The sequence below is a fragment of the Agromyces luteolus genome (assembly GCF_009729855.1).
Classification (GTDB): domain Bacteria; phylum Actinomycetota; class Actinomycetes; order Actinomycetales; family Microbacteriaceae; genus Agromyces; species Agromyces luteolus.
This window is the reverse complement of record NZ_WODA01000018.1, coordinates 1-24,756: the sequence shown is the minus strand read 5'-3', so window position 1 is coordinate 24,756 and position 24,756 is coordinate 1. Positions and strand designations below refer to the sequence as shown.

Annotated in this window: 24 protein-coding genes and 1 tRNA gene; 17 read left to right on the top strand and 8 right to left on the bottom strand. The window is 68.4% G+C overall.

The window, feature by feature from the left end; translation table 11 throughout:
• Positions 1–18: 18 nt before the first annotated feature.
• Positions 19–339 carry a hypothetical protein gene (locus GLX25_RS09910; RefSeq protein WP_155842347.1) on the bottom strand — a complete coding sequence of 107 codons (321 nt, stop codon included), beginning with the start codon at positions 337–339 and terminating at the stop codon, positions 19–21.
• Between the two features lie 75 nt (positions 340–414).
• On the opposite strand from GLX25_RS09910, the gene GLX25_RS09905 reads away from it, so the two are divergent.
• The 12 genes from GLX25_RS09905 to GLX25_RS09850 all read left to right on the top strand — a co-directional run bounded on the left by GLX25_RS09905 (position 415) and on the right by GLX25_RS09850 (position 11,763).
• A complete protein-coding gene (locus GLX25_RS09905) occupies positions 415–1,071 on the top strand; it encodes a prepilin peptidase (protein ID WP_155842346.1) in 657 nt (218 codons plus the stop codon).
• A gap of 175 nt (positions 1,072–1,246) precedes the next feature.
• On the top strand, positions 1,247–2,779 hold the full coding sequence (locus GLX25_RS09900) for a hypothetical protein (RefSeq protein WP_155842345.1): 1,533 nt from the start codon (positions 1,247–1,249) through the stop codon (positions 2,777–2,779).
• Positions 2,780–2,974: 195 nt separating this feature from the next.
• The gene (locus GLX25_RS09895; RefSeq protein ID WP_155842344.1) at positions 2,975–3,154 is read left to right on the top strand and encodes a Flp family type IVb pilin; all 180 of its coding nucleotides are present in this window, start codon (positions 2,975–2,977) and stop codon (positions 3,152–3,154) included.
• Between the two features lie 49 nt (positions 3,155–3,203).
• Positions 3,204–3,632, top strand: a complete 429-nt coding sequence (locus tag GLX25_RS09890) for a TadE family protein (RefSeq protein ID WP_240898287.1) — start codon at positions 3,204–3,206, stop codon at positions 3,630–3,632.
• The gene (locus GLX25_RS09885) at positions 3,629–4,657 is read left to right on the top strand and encodes a pilus assembly protein TadG-related protein (protein ID WP_155842343.1); all 1,029 of its coding nucleotides are present in this window, start codon (positions 3,629–3,631) and stop codon (positions 4,655–4,657) included. The genes GLX25_RS09890 and GLX25_RS09885 overlap by 4 nt, the downstream gene beginning before the upstream one ends.
• Before the next feature lie 56 nt (positions 4,658–4,713).
• Complete coding sequence (gene cpaB / locus GLX25_RS09880; protein ID WP_155842342.1) at positions 4,714–5,466, top strand: Flp pilus assembly protein CpaB; 753 nt, start codon at positions 4,714–4,716, stop codon at positions 5,464–5,466.
• Positions 5,466–6,860, top strand: coding sequence for a CpaE/TadZ family protein (locus GLX25_RS09875; RefSeq protein WP_155842341.1), 1,395 nt, complete (start codon positions 5,466–5,468; stop codon positions 6,858–6,860). Before cpaB ends, GLX25_RS09875 begins: the two co-directional genes overlap by 1 nt.
• Positions 6,847–8,358 (top strand): TadA family conjugal transfer-associated ATPase, encoded by a 1,512-nt coding sequence (locus GLX25_RS09870; RefSeq protein ID WP_155842340.1) that lies wholly within the window; start codon positions 6,847–6,849, stop codon positions 8,356–8,358. Before GLX25_RS09875 ends, GLX25_RS09870 begins: the two co-directional genes overlap by 14 nt.
• A complete protein-coding gene (locus tag GLX25_RS09865) occupies positions 8,355–9,311 on the top strand; it encodes a type II secretion system F family protein (RefSeq protein WP_155842339.1) in 957 nt (318 codons plus the stop codon). Before GLX25_RS09870 ends, GLX25_RS09865 begins: the two co-directional genes overlap by 4 nt.
• Positions 9,312–9,332: 21 nt before the next feature.
• Entirely contained in the window at positions 9,333–10,190 is an 858-nt protein-coding gene (locus tag GLX25_RS09860) for a type II secretion system F family protein (protein WP_155842338.1), read from the top strand.
• A 44-nt stretch (positions 10,191–10,234) separates the two neighbouring features.
• Positions 10,235–11,290 (top strand): alpha/beta hydrolase, encoded by a 1,056-nt coding sequence (locus tag GLX25_RS09855; RefSeq protein WP_155842337.1) that lies wholly within the window; start codon positions 10,235–10,237, stop codon positions 11,288–11,290.
• Positions 11,287–11,763: a hypothetical protein gene (locus GLX25_RS09850; RefSeq protein ID WP_155842336.1), complete on the top strand. Its 477-nt coding sequence runs from the start codon at positions 11,287–11,289 to the stop codon at positions 11,761–11,763. Before GLX25_RS09855 ends, GLX25_RS09850 begins: the two co-directional genes overlap by 4 nt.
• Positions 11,764–11,932: 169 nt before the next feature.
• Here the strand turns inward: GLX25_RS09850 and GLX25_RS09845 are convergent, their stop codons facing one another.
• Positions 11,933–12,421 (bottom strand): YajQ family cyclic di-GMP-binding protein, encoded by a 489-nt coding sequence (locus GLX25_RS09845; protein ID WP_155053383.1) that lies wholly within the window; start codon positions 12,419–12,421, stop codon positions 11,933–11,935.
• 623 nt (positions 12,422–13,044) lie between these two features.
• Between GLX25_RS09845 and GLX25_RS09840 the strand changes: the two genes are divergently transcribed.
• Complete coding sequence (locus GLX25_RS09840) at positions 13,045–13,647, top strand: hypothetical protein (protein ID WP_155842335.1); 603 nt, start codon at positions 13,045–13,047, stop codon at positions 13,645–13,647.
• A gap of 99 nt (positions 13,648–13,746) precedes the next feature.
• Here GLX25_RS09840 and GLX25_RS09835 read toward each other — a convergent pair whose 3' ends face one another.
• The 5 genes from GLX25_RS09835 to GLX25_RS09815 form a co-directional block, all read right to left on the bottom strand.
• On the bottom strand, positions 13,747–15,510 hold the full coding sequence (locus tag GLX25_RS09835; RefSeq protein WP_155842334.1) for a glycoside hydrolase family 13 protein: 1,764 nt from the start codon (positions 15,508–15,510) through the stop codon (positions 13,747–13,749).
• An 84-nt stretch (positions 15,511–15,594) separates the two neighbouring features.
• The gene (locus GLX25_RS09830; RefSeq protein ID WP_155842333.1) at positions 15,595–16,530 is read right to left on the bottom strand and encodes a carbohydrate ABC transporter permease; all 936 of its coding nucleotides are present in this window, start codon (positions 16,528–16,530) and stop codon (positions 15,595–15,597) included.
• Entirely contained in the window at positions 16,530–17,468 is a 939-nt protein-coding gene (locus GLX25_RS09825) for a carbohydrate ABC transporter permease (protein WP_155842332.1), read from the bottom strand. Before GLX25_RS09825 ends, GLX25_RS09830 begins: the two co-directional genes overlap by 1 nt.
• Before the next feature lie 2 nt (positions 17,469–17,470).
• Positions 17,471–18,784, bottom strand: a complete 1,314-nt coding sequence (locus GLX25_RS09820) for an ABC transporter substrate-binding protein (RefSeq protein WP_155842331.1) — start codon at positions 18,782–18,784, stop codon at positions 17,471–17,473.
• A gap of 111 nt (positions 18,785–18,895) precedes the next feature.
• A complete protein-coding gene (locus tag GLX25_RS09815) occupies positions 18,896–21,034 on the bottom strand; it encodes an alpha-galactosidase (protein WP_155842330.1) in 2,139 nt (712 codons plus the stop codon).
• A gap of 116 nt (positions 21,035–21,150) precedes the next feature.
• Here GLX25_RS09815 and GLX25_RS09810 point away from each other — a divergent pair, with 116 nt between their 5' ends.
• Positions 21,151–22,338, top strand: coding sequence for an ROK family transcriptional regulator (locus GLX25_RS09810; RefSeq protein WP_155842329.1), 1,188 nt, complete (start codon positions 21,151–21,153; stop codon positions 22,336–22,338).
• Between the two features lie 130 nt (positions 22,339–22,468).
• On the opposite strand, the gene GLX25_RS09805 is transcribed toward GLX25_RS09810, so the two are convergent.
• On the bottom strand, positions 22,469–23,488 hold the full coding sequence (locus GLX25_RS09805) for a LacI family DNA-binding transcriptional regulator (RefSeq protein ID WP_155842328.1): 1,020 nt from the start codon (positions 23,486–23,488) through the stop codon (positions 22,469–22,471).
• A gap of 177 nt (positions 23,489–23,665) precedes the next feature.
• Here GLX25_RS09805 and GLX25_RS09800 point away from each other — a divergent pair, with 177 nt between their 5' ends.
• The 3 genes from GLX25_RS09800 to GLX25_RS09790 all read left to right on the top strand — a co-directional run bounded on the left by GLX25_RS09800 (position 23,666) and on the right by GLX25_RS09790 (position 24,699).
• Positions 23,666–23,830 carry a hypothetical protein gene (locus GLX25_RS09800; protein ID WP_166548679.1) on the top strand — a complete coding sequence of 55 codons (165 nt, stop codon included), beginning with the start codon at positions 23,666–23,668 and terminating at the stop codon, positions 23,828–23,830.
• Positions 23,831–23,840: 10 nt separating this feature from the next.
• Entirely contained in the window at positions 23,841–24,515 is a 675-nt protein-coding gene (locus GLX25_RS19365) for a PH domain-containing protein (RefSeq protein ID WP_166548678.1), read from the top strand.
• A gap of 99 nt (positions 24,516–24,614) precedes the next feature.
• Positions 24,615–24,699: transfer RNA gene (locus GLX25_RS09790), tRNA-Tyr, on the top strand.
• The last annotated feature ends 57 nt before the right edge of the window (positions 24,700–24,756 follow it).

Here is a 24,756-nt window from a genome sequence, read left to right as displayed (position 1 = left end):
GCGATCCCGATCAGACCCTCAGGACTGATGCCCCACCGGCGGCTCGCCGACGAACTCGTGCGCCTCGCGCGCGAGTTCCGACCACAGTTCGCGGTCGCTGACGCGCACCCACGTGCGGCTGTCGCCGCCCCGCGTCGAGTGGAACGGCTCCACTACGCCGCGCTGCTGCAGGTCGGACGACCGCGCCGCGGGCAGGTCGACCACGAGCTGCCCGCCGTCGAGGAACGCGAACAGCCTGCCCTTCACGAGCAGCCCGTCGGGCGTGGCATCCACGTCGTAGTCGGCGTCTTCGAGCAGTTCGTTCGCCACGGCGTCGTAGGTCGCCTGCACGTCATCCATGTCATCCCCCTGTCGGTGCCTTCGCGGGGGAGCCTACGCCGCGCGCGCGGCGCGCGCCGCGCTACGCTGCACACCATGCCCCTCGCCCCCGTCGCCCTCGTCGTCGGGGCCGCCCTCCTCGGCGCCGTGCTCGGCTGGTGGCCGCTCACCGTCTGGACCGACCGCAACATCCGTCGCGATCGAACCGAGCGGATGCCGCTGCGCGCCCTCCGCGCCTGGTCGGCGGGCACGACCGCCCTGCTGTTCGGGCTGCTGGCCTGGCGCTACGACCTCGACCCCGTGCTGCCGGCGCTCCTCGCCATCGCCGCCGCCGGCGTCGCCCTCTCGATCGTCGACCTCACCGAGAAGCGCCTGCCGAACGCCATGGTCTTCCCGACCCTGCTCGTGGTCGCGGTGCTGCTCGTCCCCGCGTCCGCCCTCACGGGCGACTGGCTCGCGCTCGCCTGGGCGGCCGCCGGCTCCGCCGGCATGTTCCTCTTCTACTTCGTGCTCGCGCTCATCTCACCGAAGGCGATGGGCATGGGCGACGTGAAGTTCGCGCTGCCGCTCGGGCTTGTGCTCGGATGGTTCGGCCTGTCTGTCTGGCTCGTCGGGCTCCTCGCAGCATTCTTCGTCGGGGCCATCGTTGCCCTGACGGCTCTGGCGATGAGACGGGTCACCCTACGGGGCTCGATTCCGTTCGGGCCGTCGATGCTCGCAGGAGGAATCATCGCCGTCTTCCTTCACGGGTGATGCCCTCGCCCGAACTGGGGCTTTCGTTCCTGTGATCTGAACAGGTTGAGTAGCGTACCTAGATCACGTGTCGGTCATTCCCTGTCTAGGGGCCGGGCACTTCCCTACTGAAGGACCTCTCCGCATGGCCTTGTCCCCGCCCTCGACTCGACAGACCTCCAAGTTGCGCTTGCTGATGGCAACAGAGCGCTTCAGATGGTGGCTCGGCTTCGCTGTCCTTGCGATCATGGGTGCCGCGCGAGCCGCCACGCCGACCGAACGCGACCCGTTCTGGTCAGCGAGGGCCGGCCTTGAAACGCTGGACGGGACACCACTGGCTCGACCGGACACGTGGAGCTGGTCCGCGGAGGGGCTCTGGTATCCCAACTCACCAGCATGGAATGTCGTGCTGGGCCTGGCGTGGGAAGGTCTGGGCTTCTGGGGACTCTTCTGGGTCGCGTTCGCAACGACGACTGCGCTCATCGGCCTGGCAATGTACATCGCCAAGTGCGCCGGAGCACGGGCCCTGCCGACGTTCTTTGCGTTCGTCCCGCTCCTGTTCGCAGCGTCGGCCGGCCTTTCAGCGCGGGCAACCGTGATGATCCAGATCCTCATCTTCCTCTCGGTGCTCTTCGCGTGGTGGTGGGGTAGCCGCGCCGCCTCGCGATCGATCGCCCAGTCGCTCGTCGTCGTCGGCGCCACAGGCTTCGCGCTCTCGTTTGCAGGCAACTGGATTCACCTGTCCTTCATGATGCTCGCGGCAGCCGTCGCGGTGATGTGGGCCGTCGCCTGGTGGGCCACCCCCGGGCTCGACGCTCTTCGACGTCTCGGTCTCATCGGCGTCGGCACGATCGGGCTCTTCGCGGGGTGCGTGTTCTCGCCGTACGGCATCGGGCTCACCCTTGAGCGATCGCGTGCCGTGAGCGAGATCTGCGTCGGACTCATCAGCGAATGGATGTCACTGCCCACGATGCTCGGCCACGAGGGCGGGTGGATCTGGCTTCCGATCACGGTGGTCACGCTCATCGCCGCGGGTGCAACCGTCGCATGGTTCGTGCGGTTGCTGCGCGCAGTCGGTCGATTCGATGCGCGAATCCGTCTCATCGCGCCCCTACTCGTATTGGCGCTGCCCGCCATCGTCTATGGCACGGGCATGCTGCGCTTTCTCACTCTCGGGACGCTCGTCATCCTTCCTGCGGTGGCGGCCGCGACAACGGCGTTCGTCGACCGCGTCCGGCGCGCTCAGCGGCAGGGCCTCGGGTTCTGGTCGTCGAAACGCATGCTCCGGTACACCTCCGGACGATTCTGGACCGATGTCCTCGTCGTCGTGGCTGTGGCGTTTTCCGTTCTCGCCATCATCATCCCGAGCGGGGCGCGACCGCCGGAGTATCACGTCATCGCACAACTCCCTCGAGGATGCCTTCTCTGGTCGGACGCTCGCATAGCGGGCCCCACGATTGTCAGTCGACCGGACGTCAAGGTATGGATCGACGGTCGAGTGGACTTCTACGGTCGCGAGCACGTCCTCGAGTTCCTACGGATCCGAGATGGGATCACGCCGGTGCCGGCGGATGCGACATGTGCCATCGTGAAAGCAGAGCCACGCAACGCCGACCTCGTCTCGAGCTTCGACGAATCAGGCGACTGGGTTCGGGCCGCGACCGCCAATGATTTTGTGCTCTGGGTGAGGCCGGACCTCGATGGACTAACCCCCGGCTCGGAACGGTGAACGTCCCCCGAATTCCAGATGAAGCCCGAGTCGACGGCTGCTCAGTCGGCCGCGCCGAGATGACGGGTCCCCCGAAATGGGGAGTTCATCGTCCGCAACTCCGCCTCGTATGGTCTAGTGACCGCGCTCGACCCGTAGCGCGGGGCCACTCCATCCGGGGACGGCCGAGTGACCTGCAATCGTAAGGAATCGAACATGCTGAAGGCCTACACCCACGCCCAGGCCCGTCTCGCCGCGCTTCGGACCGACGAGGACGGCAACGCCGCTGAGTACGGTTTAATCATCGCCGGTGTCGCGGTCGTGATCATCGTCGGGCTCGCCGCCCTCGCCGCCGGCCTCAACGGCCTGTTCAGCGACGTCGCGGGCAGCCTCTAGGCCGAGAACCGATCGCCGAAGTCTCGGCTCAGCTTGGCATGGCCGCGCGTTGCACACGCGCGGCCATGCCCTGTTCAACACCGAAAGGTTCACCGTGCGAGTTCGTTCTGAGCGTGGCGCCGCGGCAGTCGAATTTGCGCTGGTGCTCATTCCGCTTCTCGTCCTGCTCCTCGGCATCATCGAGTTCGGCTATGTGTTCAACCAGCAGCTCACGGTGACGAATGCAGCACGAGAAGGCGCCCGAGTGCTCGCGATCACTCGGGACACCGGCGATGCCACGACGGCGGCCCTGAACGCGGCTGCGTCTCTTCAGAGCACACCCGCCATCTCGACGAGTTCGTGCCCAGCGACCGGGAGTGGCGACGCAGAGGTCGAAGTCACGATCGAATTGACGACGATCACGGGAATCGAAGCCTTCGTCCCCGCAATGGGATCGATTGAACTCACTGGAAAGGGAGTCATGCCGTGCGGTGGATGACGAGGAGTCTTCGAGCAGAACGGGGTGCGACGGCGACGGTCGTCGCACTCGCGCTGATCCCTCTCCTCGGCGCTGGTGCCATTGCCGTCGACGTGGGTGCGCTGTACGCAGAGCGCGCACAGTTGCAGAACGGCGTCGACGCAGCCGCTCTCGCCGTCGCGGGGAAATGCGCGAAGAAGGAATCTGATTGCGCGGCTCCGACCAACATGACCGGGACGGCTCAGACCTACGTCACGGCGAACGCCGCCATTCTTCGTGATCCGCTGGCGAACACGCCTCTGATCGATACGGTCGACAACACGGTGACGGTGACCGCGGACACGAATGTCACCCACATCCTCGCCTCGGTGTTGACAGGCACGACGTCCACCGATGTCTCCGCGTCCGGCTCGGCCGAGTGGGGGAAGCCGATCGCCGGCTCCACCTTGCCGCTCGCGATCGGCGTCTGCGAGTTCGACGGCAACCCACCGATCGATGAGACCGAGACTCCCGTGAAGATCCTCGTCGAGTACAACACTCAGGCGCGAGCTACGTGTGATGAGACGTACGCGCCGGGTGGATTCGGATGGCTCGACGCCGTCGACTGCATCGCGGATATCGACCTCTCTGGTGGCGTGGTCTGGTACAAGGGTGATCGGGGCAACAGCTTGTCGAAGAGCGGCTGCGACGTCGCATCCGACCTCGCTCCGCTGATCGGGACGACCGTTCTCATCCCGATCTACGACTCGTACAAGAAGGTCTCGCACGAGTGCACGGAGGCCAACAATGCGAGCGGTGGAACCGTCTGCCTTCGGATCGCGAAGTTCGCAGCATTCCAACTGACGGGGTTCAAGCTGAGCGGTGGCAACACCTACGTCGACTCGGGTGCGCCCACCTGCAACGGATCGTGCCGCGGCCTTCAGGGCTACTTCGTCAAGTACGTATCCGTCGGCGAGGCCTTCGAGCTCGGCGATGGTGAGCCTGACGGCCTGAGCGTTGTCCGCATGATCCTCACCGACGCAGAGCGAGCCGACCTCATCGGTTGATCACGACTTTCGGTACGCCCCCACAGCCCCCGCACCCGAACGAAAGACCAAAGCTTGTGAGAACCCGCATCATCGGCGCCATCATCGCCATCATTCTGGCCGTCGTCGGCGGCGTCGCGCTCTACCTCTACGTTCAGGACGCAGACGCGAGGGCAGCCAGAGGGGCGGAACTCGTCGATGCCTACGTGGTCACGACGATGGTGCCAGAAGGCACCGGTGCGGAGGCCGTCCGCGAAGTCCTCGAGGTCGATCAAATCCCTCGAAACGCCGTGCCGGAAGATGCAGTAACGGATCTCGCAGATCTGGATGGCCTGGTGACGTCTGCCGACCTGCTGCCAGGCGACCTGCTTCGCCAAGACCGATTCATCGATCCCGCGGATCTCGCGACGGGCACAGTCGCCGTGCCGCCTGGCATGCAACTGGTCTCCTTCACACTCCCCGCGGATCGCGTGGTCGGCGGCGAGGTCTCGGTCGGAGACCGCATCGGCATGGTTGGGACGATCGAGCCGGACGAAGTCGGAGACCAGGAGGACGTGATCAATCCGGTTACGAGCTTCGCATTCCATGGCGTGCTTGTGACCCGCGTCCAAGGCGTGGTTCGAACCGATCCGGAGTCCGGTGAGGAGACGGATCAGAACTCGGACGCGAACATCATGCTGACGATTGCGCTCAACGCGCATGACATCGAGCGATGGGTGTGGTTCACGGAAGGTGAGGCTGCCAACTACGCGCAGATGTGGCTCACACTGGAGAATGACCAGACCGACAACAGTGGAACCTCGCCGGTGACCGGAAGCAACGCGTTCTAGTGACCCGCTATCTCCTGGTCAGCCGCAGTGCGGAGTACGAGTCGCGACTCCGCCGCATGCTGCGCGCTCACTTCCAGGCGGTTCCGGCCGAGTACCTGACCTTCGGTCAGCGTCAGGTGGTCGACCGGGTTCGGGGCAACCCGCGCATCGCTCTTCTCGGTCCGCTGCTCAGTTTCGACGAGTCCAAGTCGCTCATCGAAGGTCTCACGTCGAAGTACCCGGGGATCGGTGTCATCGTCGTGCGTGAGCAGCGTGCCGACTTGGAGGACTGGGTCGACGGAATGGAGATCCACGCCGTCCTGAGTCCAGAGGCGAGCGAAGCCACGACACAGGAACTGCTCGTACGGCTCGACGATTGGCTCACTGCGACAGGCAGACGTCCCGACGAGCCGATGCCGGATGACGATGACCATGGCGGCGCCTCAGCTGTCTTGCTCGCACTCGGGGATGGCGATGGTCCGGCCCCTACAGCTGCATCAACGAATCTCGAATCGCTGCTCGCCTCGAACGGAGCTGAGGGAGAGGCAGAGCCGGAACCGGAACCGGAACCGGAACCGGAACCGGAACCGGAACCGGAACCGGTCGAGGAATGGGTGCTCCCGCCGATCGCCCAGACCGTGCGCACCGAGGTGATCGTCGTCGCTGCCCCGAAGGGCGGACAGGGCAAGACGACCACCGCGATCAACTTGGCCGCGGGGCTTGCGGAGGTTCATCCCAATTCGGTCGTCCTCGTCGATGCGGACGTTCAGTTCGGGGACATCGCGAACGCCCTCGAGCTCAATCCGACATACTCCTTGTCCGATGTCGCCCGGGTAGGCAACGACGAGGTCGCACTCAAGGCACTCTTCGCCCATCATGCCGACGACTTCTTCGTTCTCGCTGCGCCGCCTTCCCCGGAGCTCGCAGAAGACGTTGACGACGAGCTTCTCGGTGCACTCATCGACCGGCTTGCAACCATGTTCAGATACGTGATCGTGGACACCACGCCAGGGCTCGGCGAGCACACCTTGGCGGCCATCGAGCACGCCACCGACGGTGTCTTCGTGACGAACATGACCGTGCCGAGCCTCCGCGCCCTGCGCAAGGAATTCGAGATCCTGGTCCAACTGGACATGGTTCCGGCGAATCGGCACGTCATTCTGAACTTCGCCGAACGGCACACCGGCCTGCTTCAAAAGGACGCCCAAGCGATTCTCGGTAACCCGATCGACGTGGTCATCCCCCGGTCGACCGGAGTGGTTCTGGCTTCGAACGAGGGCGTGCCGCTCATCCACCACGACGTGCGCGATTCCGCGGCGAAGGCGATGCGGTCGATGATCCAGCGCATCGAACCTTCCGCGACGCCCACGCGGAAGCGGATCCACAGGAAGGCAAGGAACCATGAGCCTGAGTGATCGACTTGATCGAGCCCGTGGCATTCATCGGGCGGCTGACGCCGCGCGAGTCGAGGAAGACCTCGAGGACGCAACTGACGCGGTTGATCTCGAGGGCGGGACCGATACGCCCGATTCGGCACCGCACACGCCAGAGGAGCCTGCCCACACGAGCACTTGGACCGCCTTGGCCGGCCCGTCCAGTGCGGAGCCGGTGGCGGATGCGCTGATCGACCTCAAGGAGCGCGCGACGGAGGAGCTGTTCCGTCGAATCGGTTCTCGCTTGAATGACCGCAGCCTCACCGAGGAAAAGCTCCACGCTCTCGCGAGAGATGAACTCAGCCGCATCGTCGAGTCCGAACAGGTGGCCCTTACGACGGCCGAGCGCAACAGGCTGATCACCGAGATCGGGGCGGATGTTCTCGGCTTCGGTCCGCTCGAACCGCTGCTCGATGACCCCGCAATCACTGAGATCATGGTCAACCGATTCGATCAGATCTACGTGGAACGGGCTGGTCGGCTGTACGAGTCTCGGAATCGTTTCACGAGTGAAGCTCAGCTGCGGCGGGTGATCGAGCGGATCGTCTCGCGCGTTGGTCGGCGAATCGATGAGTCCGCGCCCCTGGTGGACGCACGGCTCGATGACGGATCCCGAGTGAACGCGATCATCCCTCCGCTCGCGGTGGACGGATCGTCGCTCACGATCCGGAAGTTCTCACGTACCCCCTACACAGTCGATGACCTCGTCGGCTTCGATACACTCACGCGCGAGATGGCGACGTTGCTCGACGCGGCGGTTCGGGCGAAGCTCAACGTCCTCGTCTCGGGTGGAACCGGAACCGGTAAGACCACGTTGCTCAACGTGCTGTCGGCGTTCATCCCCGGTGATGAGCGCATCATCACCATCGAGGACGCGGTCGAACTCCAGCTTCAGCAGCAGCACGTGGTCCGGCTGGAGTCTCGTCCCGCGAACATCGAGGGACGCGGTGAGATCACGATCCGGGACCTCGTGCGGAATTCGCTCCGCATGCGCCCGGATCGGATCGTGATCGGTGAGGTCCGTGGCGCCGAGAGCCTCGACATGCTCCAGGCGATGAATACAGGCCATGAGGGGTCGATTTCGACGATCCACGCGAACTCTCCGCGTGACGCGTTGTCGAGACTCGAGACTCTGGTCCTGATGGCTGGGATGGAGTTGCCGCTCCGGGCCATTCGCGAGCAGATCGCCTCCGCGATCGACATCATCGTGCAGATCTCGAGGCTTCGCGACGGTACGCGACGTGTCGTGAGCCTCACCGAGGTGCAAGGCATGGAGGGCGAGATCATCACGATGCAGGACGCGTACGCGTTCGACTATGCGGCCGGTCTCGATGCCGACGGTCGGTACCGCGGACACGCCGTCGCCACGGGCATCCGGCCTCGCTTCGTCGACCGGTTCCGGGATGTGGGCATCGAGGTGCCGACGAGCATCTTCCAGTACAAGCCCGGTGAGGGCAGCATGCTCGGGGAGATCCGATGAACCTGGTCTTCGCCGCCGGTGCCCTCCTGGCGCTGCTCGCTCTTCTCGTGATCGTCTTGTTCGTGATTGCGCCACCGGACCGTCGCGTCTCGGTGGAGCGCCGAATCGCGCCCGGGACAGAGCACGTGTCGGCCCTCACGAAAGCGACCGACAAGACCGTGTCGGCGATCGATTCCGCACTCTCGAATCGACGGTCCGCGGGCATGTTCAGCGAGGAGCGACTCGAGTTGGCGGGGATCCGCATGACTCAATCGGCCTTCATTCTCGTCGTGTTCTCACTCGCGGCGGTCTTGGCGCTGCTCGGCGTCATCGTCGGCTTCGGTACGGCTTGGGCTGTGGTGCTGGGTATCGTGTTCGCGGTACTGGCTCCCATGCTGGCGAGCGGCTATGTCGCCCTGCGCACATCGCGTCGACAAGCTCGGTTCGCCGACCAGTTGGATGACACGCTTCAACTGGTCGCCGGAAACTTGCGTGCCGGACACGGCCTCGTTCAGGCGGTGGACTCCGTGGCTCGGTACGCCGACCCGCCGACGTCGGAGGAGTTCCTTCGCATCGTGAACGAGTCTCGGATCGGACGAGATCTGGGTGCCGCTCTCTCGGACACCGCCGCTCGGATGAACAGCGATGACTTCAACTGGGCGGCCCAGGCGATCGCCATCAACAGGGAGACAGGTGGCAACCTGGCTGAGACCCTCGACCGAACCGCCGCCACAATCCGAGAGCGGAATCAGATTCGCCGCCAGGTCAAGGCTCTGAGCGCTGAGGGACGTCTGTCGGCCATCGTGCTGCTTCTGCTGCCGATCGGAGTCTTCCTCGGGATTCTGATCCTGCGGCCCGACTATCTGGCGCCCTTCTTCGAGTCGATCCTGGGTTGGCTCGCGCTCGTCGTGGCGTTCGTGCTCATGGTGCTCGGTACGGTCTGGATGTACTTCGCGGTGAAGGTGAAGTTCTAGGCCATGGAACCGACTGTGTTGATGTACCTGTCCATCGCGGCGATCGCGATCGGCTCGGGCGCGCTCGTCTTCCTCGTTTTCACCGCGATTCCGTCCAGACGCGACGTCGTGGCAGTGCTCGCGCCGCCGACGGAAGCCGAGCGGGAACGTGTGGAACGCGCGAGCTTCAGTGAGTCGCTCGCCGCGGTGATGCCTCGTGGTTACACGGGCTGGATCCAGAAGAAGATCGTCTTCGCTGGTCGCGCCGGCCGGTGGACCGTCGGCGGGTTCCTCCTTGTCAAGATCTTCGTGTCTGCGGCGGGAATCCTCGTGCTCCTCGGGGCGATCTTCTTCGCCGCCCTGCCCCTGCAGAAGGCGCTCGGCATCGTGTTCGGAATCTTGCTCCTCGTGGCACCGGAGGTCATCCTCAATAGCCGGGCTGACGACCGCCAGACGGCGATCAACCTCGCGCTTCCCGACACGCTCGACCAGATGACGATCGCTGTTGAGGCGGGTCTCGGCTTCGAAGCCGCGGTGGCGAAGGCTGCGCACGGTGGCACGGGTCCGCTTTCCGAGGAACTCATCCGAACCCTGCAGGACATGTCCATCGGTCGCTCCAGATCCGATGCCTACAGTGCGCTGCTCGCCCGCACCAACTCCGACGACCTGAAGCGGTTCATACGCGCGGTCCAACAGGCCGACCGCTACGGTATCGCCGTCGCCGACGTCCTCCGCGTCCAGGCCAGTGAGATGCGCATCAAGCGGCGTCAGCGCGCCGAGGAACAGGCGATGAAGGTCCCCATCAAGGTTGTCTTCCCGCTGGTCTTCGCGATCCTTCCCGTCCTCTTCATCGTCTTGCTCTATCCCGCGGTGATCAACATCATCGGGGCCTTCACGTAGGGTGCGGCGGATCGGTTGCCTAGGCTGGCCCCGAGGGGGTCGGCATGGGGGATGCAGCCGGGTGGCGGCCCGACGTGCTCGGGCCCGGGTTCGAGCAGCTCGAGTTGCCGCTCGAGGCTGACGACGAGGGCGAGGTCGTCGCGACGCTCGTGCGGCACACCTCGAGCGACGCTGGCGAGGCCGCGGCATCCGCTCGGCGCCGATGGCGCTGGCCGTGGGAACGCGAGGCGGAGCCGGAGCGGCGGCCGGCGGCATCCGGGTGCGATGTGCTGTTCGTGCACGGGTGGAGCGACTACTTCTTCAATCGCGAGTTGGCGCGATTCTGGACCGATGCGGGGGCGCGGTTCTACGCGCTCGACCTGCGGAAGTACGGGCGGAGCCTGCGGGAGTGGCAGACGCCCGGGTACATGACCGACCTGGCCGTGTACGACGAGGACATCGAGGCGGCGCTCGGCGCCATCGCGCGCGAGGGTGGGCCGGAGGCATCCGCTCGGCCGTTGGTTCTCGTCGGGCACTCGACCGGCGGGCTCACGCTCAGCCTGTGGGCTGCGCGCAACCGCGGGCGGGCGGCGGCGCTCGTGCTGAACAGTCCGTGGCTGGAGTTCCAGCTGAGCGGGATCGGGCGGCAGGCGATCCAGCCGGTCATCGGGTTCCGCGCGCGGCTCGACCCGATGGGGCCGATGCCGAACGTCGACCTCGGGTTCTACACGCGGTCGGTCGCGAAGGAGCTCGACGGGGAGTGGGAGTACGACCACGCGTGGCGGCCCGACCGCGGGTTCCGCACGCATCCGGCCTGGCTGACCGCGATCCTCGCCGGGCACGCGACCGTCGCCGCCGGCATCGACGTGGGGGCGCCCGTCCTGACCCTCGTGTCAGGGCGCTCGGTGCTGCAGGCGACGTGGGATGACGCGATGCTCACGTCGGACATCGTGCTCGTCGTCGACGAGATCGCCCGCCAGTCGCTGAAGCTCGGGCCGAACGTCACGGTTGCGCGCATCGACGGGGCGCTGCACGACGTGTTCCTGTCGCGGGAGCCGGCGCGGGCGGCGGCGTACGCGGCGGTCACGCGGTGGTTGGAGGGGTACGGGGTGCGGGTGTGACCAGGGCTGGGGTCTGGGATGGTGCTGGTGCCCGTTCGGTCGGGCCGGGTCGCCGCAGGCTGCTGGTCGCCGGGGCCGCCGTCTGGCCGTTCCTCGCGGTGGCCGCGACGATCTGCCTCGGGGTGTGGTTCTGGCAGACGTTCCTGCACTTCACTTGGACGGCGGCGCTCGAGGCGCGCGGCGCGGCGGCGCCGTGGTACATCGTCGGACTCGTGCTGTTGGCCGCGACGTTGGTGCTCGGGTGGTGGCTGAGTCGGCGGTGGTGGCCGCCCCTGCTGGCGGCGGCGCCGGGGCTGGCGGCGCTGATCGGCGAGATCGTCGTGCCCGAGCCCGAGATGACGGTGATCCCGCAGTTGGTCTACGTGGTCACGATTCCGGTGATGATCACCGGGTTGGTGTTCGTGTTCCGGTACGGGACGGATCGGTTGACGGGCGCGAGGGCGGCGCCGATCTCGGGCGAGGCCGAAGGGTGACATCCGATCGTGCCGGGGTGCGATACGAGGCCAGTCATCAATTCGGGGGCACTTCAGTCGTCAATTTGGAGGCACTTCAGTCGTCACGTTGACGATCACGCCACTCGTCGCCAGCGCGTGAAGGCGCCGTAGCGCGGCATCCGCTGGCTCGCGAACCGATCCGCGCGCGTCAGCGGAAGTTGACGAACTGGAGGTCGACGTCGAGGTCGGCGGCCTTCAGCAGGCGGATGGTCTCCTGCAGGTCGTCGCGGCTCTTCGACGAGACGCGGAGCTCGTCGCCCTGGATCTGCGACTTGACCGTCTTCGGCGCCTCGTCGCGGATCAGCTTGCCGATCTTCTTCGCGTGCTCCTGGTCGATGCCGTTCTTCAGGGCGATCTCGATGCGGAACTCCTTGCCCGACGGGTAGGGCTCGCCCGAGTCGAGCGACTTCAGCGAGATGCCACGCTTGATGAACTTCGACTGCACCACGTCGAGCACCGCCTTGACGCGCTCGTCGGTCGAGGCCTTCAGCAGGATCTTCTCGCCCGACCACTCGACCGACGCCCCCACGCCCTTGAAGTCGTAGCGCTGCTCGACCTCCTTGCGGGCCTGGTTGACGGCGTTCTCCGCCTCCATCTTGTCGACCTTGCTCACGATGTCGAACGTCGAATCAGCCATGCGCGCCAGTCTAGCGAGGGGGCTTTCGTGCCGTTGGAGTGCCGTTTCTGGGGTGGAGTACGCGTGCACCCCGTACTCCACCCCAGAAATGGTGCTCGGATCGGCGAGCGATGGTGCTTGGATGGGTGATCGCGACGCCGCTTGCCGGGCATGACCGTGCCTGCACAGGAGTCCACGGGCGTGCGTCATCCACGTACTCGGGGGCGGGCCCGAGGCGTCCGTCGTCGACAGCGCAGGATCGGCAGGTGAACCAGCCGTTCCCGAGGACCACCCATGGCTTCGTCCTGGCCCGCGACGCTCGCGCCGCGGGTCGTGAAGCCGAGTTCTATGCCGCCGCCGAGGCAGGTCGCCTCCATCGCGTGCGAGTCGGTGTGTTCCGCGAGCCTGTAGGCGTAGCCGGCGCGTCGGCGCCCGAGCGCGATGCTGCGCGCTATCGCGACCTCGTCCGAGCTGCGGGAATCTCGCTGAAGGCGCCGATCTTCACGTCGTACGCCGCGATCGCGCTTGCGGGACTTCCCATCGTGGGCCCGTGGCCGCGGAACGTCCACATCATGTCGCGCGACGGCCGGGGGAGTCGCCGCGGCGATGTCGTCAGGGTCGCGCGCACCGCTGACATCTCGACCGTGCAGACCGATGGGCTGACGACCACGACGATCGCCTTCAGCCTGGTGCAGCTCGCGCGGCACGCGCCACTCGCGACGGCGCTGGTGGCGACGGATGCCGCGCTCCGCGTGTCGCGATCGGCCGCCGCGCCGCCGCCGCTGACGACCCTAGCCGAGCTCCGTGCCGAGCACGAGCGGCTCCTGCCGTACCACGGCAGCCGGCGTGTGGACGAGGTGCTGACGCGTGCGACGACCGACGCCGACAGCCCGCTCGAGACGATGAGCCGCCTCGTCGTCGAGGAGTTCGGGTTCCCCCAGCCGGTACTCCAGCATCGGATGCGCCTGCCCGCACTCGATCGCGATGCCTACCTCGACTTCTGGTGGCCCGAGCACGAGGTCGTGGGGGAGGCGGACGGACGAGGCAAGTACGTGAGCGGCGAAGGAGGATCGGCCGCCGACGCCGTGCTCGCGGAGAAGGCGCGAGAGGACGCGATTCGCCTGCTGGTGACAGGATTCGTGCGGTGGGACTGGAAGGAGATGTGGCGGCGGGACCCGATCCGCGACCGGCTGGTCGCTGCCGGCCTCCCTATCGTGCGGAAGCCGGTGCACCTGATCGTGCGCTAGGGCAGGCCTCCGATCGAGTGCGATTTCTGGGGTGGAGGTCGGTGTGCGGGCGTACTCCACCCCAGAAATGGTGCTTGAACGTGCGTGGGGGCCGGCGCGTCAGCGGAGCCAGAGGGTGGTCTCGGCGGGGATGGCGGCGGGAGCGGAGTCGGCATCCGGGGAGCTCGAGAGGAGCAACTCGAGTCCGGCGAGCTCGGCGGGCAGCGCGAACGGGGTCGTGCCGAAGTTCGTGACCACGGTCCATCCGCCGGGGCGCTGGAAGGCGAGCACGTCGGATTCGACGGCGGCGTCGGCACCGCCGGCGGCACCGCCCGCTGCGCCGTCCAGCGCGATCCACGCGAGCTCCTCGGCGCCCTGCAGCTCGTGCCGCAGCGCGAGCGCGCGGCGGTACATCGAGAGGGTCGACGACGGATCGGGGGCCTGTGCGGAGACCGCGTACGACCCGAACCACGACGGCTGCGGCAGATGCGAGGCATCCGAGCCGGCGGGCCCGAAGCCGAACGACGGCGCGTCGGCGTCCCACGGCAGCGGCACGCGGCATCCGTCTCGCCCGACCTCGACGCCGGCGTTGCGGAAGAAGGACGGGTCCTGGCGGTCGGCCGGAGGGATCTCGCCGACCTCGGGGAGTCCGAGCTCCTCGCCCTGGTAGAGGTACGCGCTGCCGGGCAGCGCCAGCAGGAACAGCGTCGCGGCGCGCGCTCGCCGGAGGCCGCAGGCGGCGTCGACCTCGGCGGGCGAGCCGCCGTCCAGCAGCCACTCCCGACCGGGCGCGCCGTCGCCCGAGGGGTCGGCCGGCAGGCCGTACCGCGTGGCGTGGCGCACGACGTCGTGGTTCGAGAACACCCACGTGTTCGAGGAGCCTGTCTCGGCCGAGAAGACCATGTTGCGGTCGACGATCTCGTGGAACTCCGCCGCGGAGAAGTTCGCGCGCAGCAGGTCGAAGTTGAACGCCTGGCCGAGGCTGGTCGGTGCCGCGTACCGGTGCCGGCGCGTCGGCTCGACCCACGCCTCGGCGACCGCGATGCGGGGCGGCTCGTACTCGTCGAACACGGCGCGCCACTCGGCGTAGATCTCGTCGAGCTCCTCGCGATCCCAGAGCGGGTGCGAGCCGTCGGTGACGAGCTTCGTCGCCTCGAGCTCGGCGTGCGAGCGCAGCGGGTAGGTGAGGTCCTTCGCGAGGGCGTGCGCGACGTCCACTCGGAAGCCGTCGACCCCGCGGTCGGACCAGAAGCGCAGCGTGCGCAGGAAGTCGTCGCGCACCTCGCGGTTCGCCCAGTTCAGGTCGGGCTGCTCGGGCGCGAACAGGTGCAGGTAGAACTGGCCGTCGCCCACGGGCTCCCACGCCGAGCCGCCGAAGATCGACTGCCAGTCGCTCGGCGGCTCCGAGCCATCCGGCCCCTCGCCGTCGCGGAAGATGTAGCGCTCACGGGCCGCCGACCCGCGCGGCGACTCGAGCGCCTCGCGGAACCATTCGTGCCGGTTCGACGAGTGGTTCGGCACGATGTCGGCGATGAGGCGGATGCCGGAGGCGTGCAGCGCCGCGATGAGCTCGTCGAAGTCGGCGAGCGTGCCGAGCTTGGGGTCGACGTTCCGGTAGTCGTCGACGTCGTACCCGCCGTCGGCGAGCGCCGACGGGTAGAACGGCGACAGCCAGACGGCGTCGACGCCGAGTTCCACCAGGTACGGCACGCGCGACGTGATGCCGCGGAGGTCGCCGATGCCGTCGCCGTTCGCGTCCGCGAAGCTGCGCGGGTAGATCTGGTAGACCGCGGCCTGCCGCCACCAGTCGGGGTCGGCGGCGAGCACGGTGGCATCGGCGAGGGTGGCGGGCGCGTCGGTCGTCGAGAGCCGGGCGTCGGTCATCGGGGTGTTTCCTTTCGAAGGGATCGAACGGATGCCGCGGGACGGGGTCTGCACGCAGCGCCCGCCCCGCGGCATCCGCGCAGGTTACTTGATCGAGCCTCGGGTGACGCCGGAGATCACCCAGCGCTGGCTGAAGATGTACACGATGAGCAGCGGCGCCATCGCCATGAGGTAGGACGCGAACGCCGTCGTGTACTCGGTGTTGAACTGGCCCTGGAACACGTACTGCGCGAGCGGCAGGGTGCGCGCAGCGGGGTCGGTCAGCACCACGAGGGGCATGATGAAGTCGTTCCACGCCCACACGCAGGTGAGGATGCCGACCGTCGCGTTCATGGGCGCGAGCAGCGGGAAGATCACCTGCCAGAACACCCGCCAGGTCGAGGCGCCGTCCACCCGCGCGGCCTCCTCGAGCTCGATCGGGATCGAGCGGATGTAGGCCGTGTAGATGAACACGTTCAGCGAGAGCCCGTAGATCGTGTAGAGCACGATCATGCCGGCCTGGTTGTCGAGCCCGAGGATCGCGGTCTGCTTCACGAGCGGCAGCATGATGATCGGGAACGGGATGAACAGCGCCGCGAGCAGGTAGAAGAACACGCCCTTGAAGAACGGCCGGTGGATGTTGCGGGCCAGCGCGTACGCGACGATCGAGCTCGTCAGCAGCGTGAACACGACCGAGCCGACCGTGATGAGGGCGGTGTTCGTGAGCGCCTGCGGGAAGTTCGTCCGCTGCCAGGCTTCGGCGAAGTTGCCCCAGTTCACGGGGTTCGGCCACTCGAAGCCCGTGCCCGACACCAGCTGGTCGGGGGTCTTCAGGGCGACGACGACCGCGAGGTAGAGCGGGATCAGCACGGTGAGCGAGCACACCGCGATGAGGGCGGTCGCCCACCAGTTGATTCGGCGGGTGTCGTCGGACTCGCGGCCGCGGCCGCGACGGGGGCGTCGTCCGCCGCCGACGGCGTCGGTGGCGCCCGTGGGCAGGGCCTCCTCGGCCTGCGCCAGGGTGGTGGTTGCGGTGGTCATCAGAAATCGGCCTCTCTGCGCTGAAGGACCCGGAACTGGAAGAGGGAGACGACCGTGATGACGATGAAGAAGATCACCGCGTTGGCCGTCTGGTAGGCGAACTCGCCGCCCGAGAAGCCGCCCCGGAAGATGAGCAGCGTCACGGACTCGGTCGAGGTGCCCGGGCCGCCGTTCGTGAGCGAGACGATCGGGTCGAACACCTGGAGGAAGCCCTTCAGGCTGAGCACCACGTTGATCGTGAAGAACGCACCGATGAGCGGGAACGTGATCGAGCGGAACTGGCGCCACGCGCCCGCGCCGTCGAGCGACGCGGCCTCGTAGAGCTCGCCCGGGATCGTCTGCAGCCCCGAGAGGTAGATGATGATCGCGAACGCGCAGGCCTGCCACACGGCGAGCACGACGATCGCGGTCCACGCCCAGTCGGGACTCGTCAGGAGGTTGTCGCGGAACAGCGGGATGCCCGACAGGATCTTCGGCAGCGAGTTCGAGAAGAAGAACTGGAACACGTAGCCGATGACCAGGATCGCGAGCACGTACGGCACGAAGTAGACGCCGCGGAAGAAGTTCCGGCCGACGATCTTCGCGTTCAGCCCGAGCGCGATCGCGAGCGAGATCACGTTGGTGAGGATCGTCGCGACGATCGCGAACAGGAACGAGAAGCCGTACGCCGCGAGCACGCGGTCGTCGCGGAACAGGTTGGCGTAGTTCGACAGGCCCACGAAGTTCCACGCGCCGTAGCCCGCGTAGTTCGTGAAGCTGAAGAAGATGCCGATGATCACGGGGAGGGTGTGGAACGCGGCGAACGCGATCACGGCGGGCCACACCATCCAGTAGAAGGCGGGCATCGCGCGGCGGGTCTCGACGCGGTTGCGCGCGGCCCGGCCCCGCTTGGTGCCGCCCGTCGTCGACGTGCGGACCGCTTGGGTCAACGTGGACATGGTCACTCTCCCGTCACGGGGATCGTGCGAGCGGCGACCTTCGCCCACTCGCGGTCGAGGGTGGCGAGCGCGGACTGCGGGTCGCCGGTGAAGAGGGCCTCCTGCACCGTGGCATCCAGCGGGATGCCGGGCGGGACCTGGTGGTCGATGAAGCCGGTGATGCGGCCCTCCTCGAACCACGGCGCGACCGACTGGATCGCGGCCGAGTCGCTGAGCTCTGCGCCCTCGACGGACGGCACCATGTTCTGCGACGCCGCGAACCCCTCGATGACCTCGGGCTGGAAGAGGTAGTCGATGAAGCGCTGCGCCTCCTCCTGGTGCGGCCCGTCCCTGCCCATGGTCACGACGACGTCGACGCCGGAGACGAGCAGGCGGTCGTCGGGGTCGTCGGTGCCCGGGTACGGGAAGATGCCGAGGTTCACGTCGGGGTCGATGCCGAGGATCGGGTTCACCGCCCAGATGCCCTGCATGAGCATCGCGGCCTCGCCGTTCGCGAAGGCGGCGTTGCCGTCGTCGTAGGTGCGACCGCGGTAGCCCTCCTGCGCGTACGAGTAGAGCTCGGCCTGCTGCTCCATCGCCGTCGGGAAGTCCTTCTCGAACGACACGGGGGAGTCGGGGCCGACGTCCTCGCCCTCGGCGCGCATCTCGTCGAAGAAGTCGCCCTGCGCGGGGTACGCGCCGAGCGCGTTCCACGACGGGAGCACGGTCCACGAATCGGCGAGCGTGCCGTAGAACGGCGTGATGCCGGCATCCGCCAGCGCATCGCACACCGCGATCAGCTCGTCGAACGTCTCGGGCACCTCGAGGCCCTGCTCCTCGAAGATGTCGCGGTTGTAGATGATGCCGTTGGCGTTGTTGACGTAGCCGAGGCCGTTGACCTCGTCGCCGTACGTGCCGAGGTCGGCGAGGATCTCCTGCACCGCCGGGTTGATCGTGTCGAGCAGCGGGTCGCCCGTGAAGTCGTGGAACACCCCGGCCTGCGCGAGCCGGCCGAAGTTGCCGTTCGCGTTCAGGGTGATGACGTCGGGCGTGCGGTCCTTCACGAGCAGCGTGCGGATCAGCGTGTCGGCGTCGGCGACCTGGTTCTGCACGACGTCGATGTCGGGGTTCTCGGCCTCGAAGTCGGCGATGATCTGCTCGAAGTCCTCGAGGGCCTCGCCCTTGAACTGGAAGAAGTCGAGCTTCACGCGGTCGTCGCCGGCGCCGCTCGCGCAGCCGGCGAGGCCGAGGCCTGCGGTGAGGGCGAGGGCGACGGATGCCGCGGCGAGCGCTCGGCGTCGGCGGTGCCGGTACGGGCGTGGTGGATGGTGCGTCATCGTGCGCCTCCTTGCGCGTCGGGGATGAGGTGGTCGGTTTCGGTGGTCGAGTAGCGCGGCGCGCGTATCGAGACCCGGCGGGTGGTGGTCTCGATACGGGCGCTTCGCGTCCTACTCGACCTCCGGGGACGGTTCGGTGAGTTCGAGCAGCACGAGCTGCGCGGGGTACAGCACCGGGGCCTGGAGGCCCACGGTGCCGAGCTGGCGGCCGGTCAGCGTGATGGGCTGCTCGGCCCACGGCAGCGGCGACTGGCCGGGGCCCGCGGCCGGGCTGCCTGCGGCGACGCGCACGGTGTACCGGCGGTCGGGGTCGAGGCCCGGCAGCGTGAACCGGCCGGGCGGGAGGGTCACGCCGGTGGTCACCTGCGTGAACGTGAAGAGGGCGGATGCCGCGTCGCGTGCGACGACGCCGCGGACGTCGGTCGCGGCATCCGTCACGTCACCGTGCACGAGCGTGCCGGTGTGGATGAGGTCGCGGTGGCGCGCGTGCAGTGCGACCCACGCGGCGACCGCGTCGAGGCCGGCGTCGTCGAGGTTCACGAGGTTCCACTCGATGCCGAAGTGGCCGAGCATCGCGACGCCGGCGCTGAGGTCGAGGCTCACCGAGCGTCCGGTGGAGTGGACTTCGGGGCTCGTCAGGTGCGCGCCCATGAGCTCGGTCGGCACGAGCAGCCCCGTGTACTTCTGGATCTGCAGGCGCTCGATCGGGTCGAGGGTGTCGCTGGTCCAGATGCGGTCGGTGTGCTCCAGGATGCCGAGGTCGACGCGGGCACCGCCCGACGCGCAGGACTCGATCTCGAGGCCCGGATGGCGGCGCTTGAGCGCCGCGAGCAGGCGGTACAGCGCGAGCACGTTCTCGTGCACGCGCGGCCGCCCGCTGTCGGCGGCGCCGGCCTCGAGCAGGTCGCGGTTGTGGTCCCACTTGAGGTACGCGATGTCGTACTCGGCGAGCAGGGCGTCGAGCCGGTCGAGCAGGTACTCCCACGCGTCGGGGTTCGCGAGGTCGAGCACGTGCTGCTGCCGCGCGGGCACGGGCAGGTCGTCGCGACCGCGGAGGATCCAGTCGGGGTGCTCGCGCGCGAGGTCGCTGTCGAGGTTCACCATCTCGGGCTCGACCCACAGGCCGAACTCCATGCCGAGCCCGCGGACGCGGTCGATGAGCGGCCCGAGCCCGTCGGGCCAGACGCCCTCGTCGACGAACCAGTCGCCGAGCCCGGCCGTGTCGTCGCGGCGGCCGCGGAACCAGCCGTCGTCGAGCACGAACCGCTCGACGCCGACGCGCGCGGCCCGCTCTGCGAGCGCCGTCAGCGTGTCGAGGTCGTGGTCGAAGTACACGGCCTCCCACGTGTTGAGCGTGACCGGGCGAGGGCGGCGCGGATGCTGCGGCCGGGCGCGGAGCTCGTCGTGGAACCGCTTCGACAGCTCGTTCAGGCCGTCTCCCCACGAGCCGATCGCCCACGGGGTCGTGTACGACTCGCCTTCGGCGAGCTCGATCTCGCCGGGCACGAGCAGCTCGCCCGCGGACAGGAAGGCCTCGCCGGTCGGGGTGCGCTCGCCGAGGAGACGGTGGTTGCCGCTCCAGGCGGTGTGCACGGCGTGGACGAGGCCGCGCTCGAAGCCGAAGCCCGTTCGGCCGGCGGCGAGCAGGAGGCTCGCGTCGGAGCCCGGCCGGCCGCGCCGGCTCTCGCGGAGGTGCGTGCCGATCGTGAAGGCGTGCCGCTGGGGGCTGCGCTCGCGGAGGTGGCGGCCCGTCGTGTCGAGCAGCTCGTCGGCGCCGAGCGGGACCGGGAACGTGGGGGCGAGCGCGGTGAGCGCGTAGGGCTCTGCTGCGACGTTCTCGAGCGTGATGCGCTGGCGGAGGAGGCCCGAGTCGGTCACGTGCAGTTCGATGGTCGCGGCGAGGCCGGCCGAGGCATCCGTCGCCCTGATCACGGCGGACGCGCCGTCGACCTCGATCGCGTCGGTGACGAGCCTCGTCGAGAACGCGCGCCCGCCGCGGTGCCCGGCGAGGCCGGGGGTGCCGAGCCAGCCGTCGGCGTCCTGGGGGATGAGCGTGAGGGCGGCCGGGCGGTCGAGCCCGCCGGAGACGCGCTGGGGGAGCGCCGCGATCGCCACCGCGTCGAGGTCGTCGGCCGTGACCGCGCCGAGGTCAGCACCCCAGTGGACGATCGTCGGGAGCGCCGCGCGTGCATGGTCGAGCACCACGCTGGTGCCGCCGTTGCGGAGGTGGATCGGCGCTGATCGGAGCATGACTTATTTCTACGACAGAAATAACGGAGTGTCAATCCCCACTTCTTCTATCTATGAAGAGGGGTGGATCGCCTCGGTTCATGTCATGATGGAATGAATCGCGTGAGGAGGCGGTGATGACGCAGGTGGAACTCGGCGACTCCGCGCGCGAGCTCGCCCGCGAGGTCCTCATCCACGGCCCGATCTCCCGCGCCGACCTCGGCCGCCGGCTCGGGCTCTCACCCGCGAGCCTCACCCGCCTGTCGAAGCCGTTCCTCGACCGCGGGCTCTTCGTCGAGACCGCCGAGGCCGTGCAGGGCGCGACCGGCCGGCCGGCGCGACCGCTCGACGTGCGCGTCGACGCCCGGCGGTTCGTCGGCATCAAGCTCACCGGGGAGGCGGCGTACGGCGTGCTCACCGACCTGCGCGCCACCGCGCTCGCCCAGGCGTCGCGAGAGCTCGACGGTCACGACGTCGAACGGGTCGTCGACGTGATCGCCGGGCTCGTGGCGGAGCTCGCCGATGACGGAGGCGCGGCCCTCGGCGGCGCGGGGCTCGACGGCGGGGCGCTCGACGGCTCGGCCCTCGGCGGCGTCGGCCTCAGCATCGGCGGCAACGTCACCGACCAGCGCGTGGTCACCCGTGCTCCGTTCCTCGGTTGGCGCGACGTGCCGCTCGCCGACCTGCTCGAGGCGCGACTCGGCATCCCGGTCGACCTCGAGAACGACGTGACGGCGCTCACGACCGCCGAGCAGTGGTTCGGACCTGCGCGGGCCCACGACGCGTTCGCGGTCGTCACGGTCGGCGCCGGCGTCGGCTACGGCCTCGTGATGCACGACCGCGTCGTCACGACACCCGACACCGGCCTCGGCCTCGGCGGCCACCTGCCGCTCGACCAGAACGGACCCCTCTGCCTGGACGGCCACCGCGGGTGCTCGACCGCGATGCTCGCGATCCCGAGCATCTGCGCGCAGGTCGGCATCGCGCTCGGACGCGAGGTCGGCTACGACGAGGTCCTCGAGCTGGCCGCGGCGGGGCATCCGGCCGCCCGATCGGTGACGGATGCCGCGGGCCGCGCGCTCGGCCGGATGATGGGGTACATCGCGAACCTGACGATGGTCGACGCGATCGTGCTCTCGGGGGAGGGCGTCGGGCTCTGGGAGGTCGCCGGCGACACGGCGCTCGCCGCGCTCGCCGCGGACCGCGATCCCGAGGCGACCCCCGTGGAGGTGCACGTCGACGCGGCGGGCTTCAGCTCGTGGGCGCGCGGTGCGGCGGCCGTCGCCATCCAGGCGTCGCTGGCGCGCCTCCGCCTTCCCGCCTGACGCGCCGCGCTCTCGCCCCGCGCTCTCGCCCCGAGCTCTCGTCGCGTTCGAGTGCGATTTCTGGGGTGGAGGGCGGGGTGTGCGCGTACTCCACCGCAGAAATGGTCCGTGAATGGGGTCCGCGCGGGGGTCAGCGCTCCGGGGGGACCGCCGTGGAGGAGCGCACGCGGAGCTCGAACGGCAGGGGGGTCGCGGCCGGCGGCGCGGCATCCGGGCCCGGTTCGAGCTGCTCCATGAGGATCTCGACCGCCTTCTCGCCCTGGCCGCGCGGGAACTGCGCCACGGTCGAGAGGCCGAAGAACTCGGACAGGTCGTAGTCGTCGATGCCGATGATCGACACGTCGCGCGGCACGACCATGCCGAGGTCGCGCGCGGCGAGGATCGACCCGATGGCCATCTCGTCGGACGCGGCGAAGATCGCGGTCGGCCGGTCGTGCGGCACGCCGAGCAGCTGCTTCGCGGCGTGGTAGCCGCCCTGGATCGTGAAGTCGGCCGGCGCGAAGATGCGCGGATCGGGCTCGACGCCCGCGTCGCGGAGCGCGGCCTCGTACCCGAGGCGGCGGTTCGTCGGCAGGTGGAAGTCGAGGTCGAACTCGAGGTCGCCGCCGATGTGCGCGATGCGCCGGTGCCCGAGGGCGATGAGGTGCTCGGTCGCCAGCCGGGCGACCGCGGCGTCGTCGATCGTGAGCGTCCGGACGCCGGGGATCGGACCGCCGACGCCGACGAGGGGCTTGCCGAGGTCGTGCAGGCGCTGCACCTCGTGCTCGGTGAGCTCGAGCGAGACCGCGACGACCGCGTCGACCCGCTGGCGGAGCAGGAAGTGCTCGAACACGCTCGAGCGCTCGCGGCCGTCGCCCGACAGGTTGTACAGCGTGACGTCGTAGCCGTGCCTGAGCAGCGCCTGCTGCGCGCCCTCCAGCACCGACGCGAAGAACCACCGGTTGAGGAACGGGATCACGACGCCGACGTTGCGCGTGCGCCCCGACGCGAGGCTCGACGCGTTCGACGAGACGACGTAGCCGAGCTGCGCCGCGGCATCCACCACCTTGGCCTTCGACGCCGGCGAGACGTGGCCGCGGCCGCTCAGGGCGCGCGAGACCGTCGCGGTGGAGACCCCCGCGAGCTTGGCCACCTCTTCGATGCCGACCATGGATTCCTCGCCTGACGCCGTCCGCCGGGAGCGCGGACCGGGACAGCCGATCCTATCGCCGCGCGGAGTGGCGCGTTGAGGGCCTCCCCGGCGTGCGGTAGAAAAGAGCGGGTCCGGGGCGGGCCTTCGGGGGGCCTGGCTTGCCCATACCCACCTCTACTCGAAGGGAACACCGCCGTGAAGTGGGTCAAGCGCATCGCCATCGGGCTCGTCGTCGGGTTCGCCCTGTTCTACACGATCACCCGGCCCGAGGATGCCGCGAACGCCGTCCAGGGCGCGTTCGCCGCCGTCTGGGGCGCCATCGAGGCCGTCGGTACCTTCTTCACCTCGCTCGCATCCTGACGGGATCCCCGTGAGCGCCGACGCCCGAAGCATCTTCGACCCCCACGTCGAGCGGTTCCTCATCGCCGACGAGGGCGAGGTCGTCGTGGACGAGGTCGCGAAGCACTGGGCGGCGATCGTGACGCCGGTGCTCGGGCTCGTGGCATCCGTGCCGTTGCTGCTGCTCGCGTTCGTCGTGCCTCCCCAGGCGTGGTGGCTGCCCGCAGTCCTCGCCATCGGGCTCGCCTGCTACTGCCTGTGGCGGATCCTGCAGGCCCAGATGGACCGGTTCGTGATCACGAACATGCGCGTGTTCCGCGTGCACGGCATCCTGAGCCAGAACATCGCGACCATGCCCCTCTCTCGGATCCTCGACATCTCGGTGCACCGGCCGGTCGTCGGCCGCATCTTCGGCTTCGGCCACATCATCTTCGAGTCGGCCGCGCAGCGGCAGGGGCTCAACGAGATCCGGTTCGTGGGCTCGCCGAACGAGCGGGACCTCACGATCCAGCGCGTCATCGCGCGAGCCGGCCTCCGCGGGCCGGTGAACCGGGCGACGGGCGCGCCGCTGGGCCCCGGCGGCGCCGCAGCGGCCGGTGCCCAGGCCTCGTCGGCGACGGGCGCCGCACCGCGGGTCGCCCCCTCGACATCCGACCGCGCCGACGGGCTCGGCCCCAACGACACGGTCCCGATCGAGCGGCTCTGACCCGCCCGAGGTCCGCCGTTCGCGTCGATTTCACGCAACGGCCGACCGCGGGTATCCTTGTGTGGCCCCCGGTCATGTGAACAACGTGGTCGGGCGTTCGGCGAGTTACCCAAGCGGCCAAAGGGATCTGACTGTAAATCAGCTGTCTACGACTTCGGGGGTTCGAATCCCTCACTCGCCACCATGTGATGTCTCGCGACATATGTCTCATATGTCGCGAGACATCTGTCATTTCTGGGGC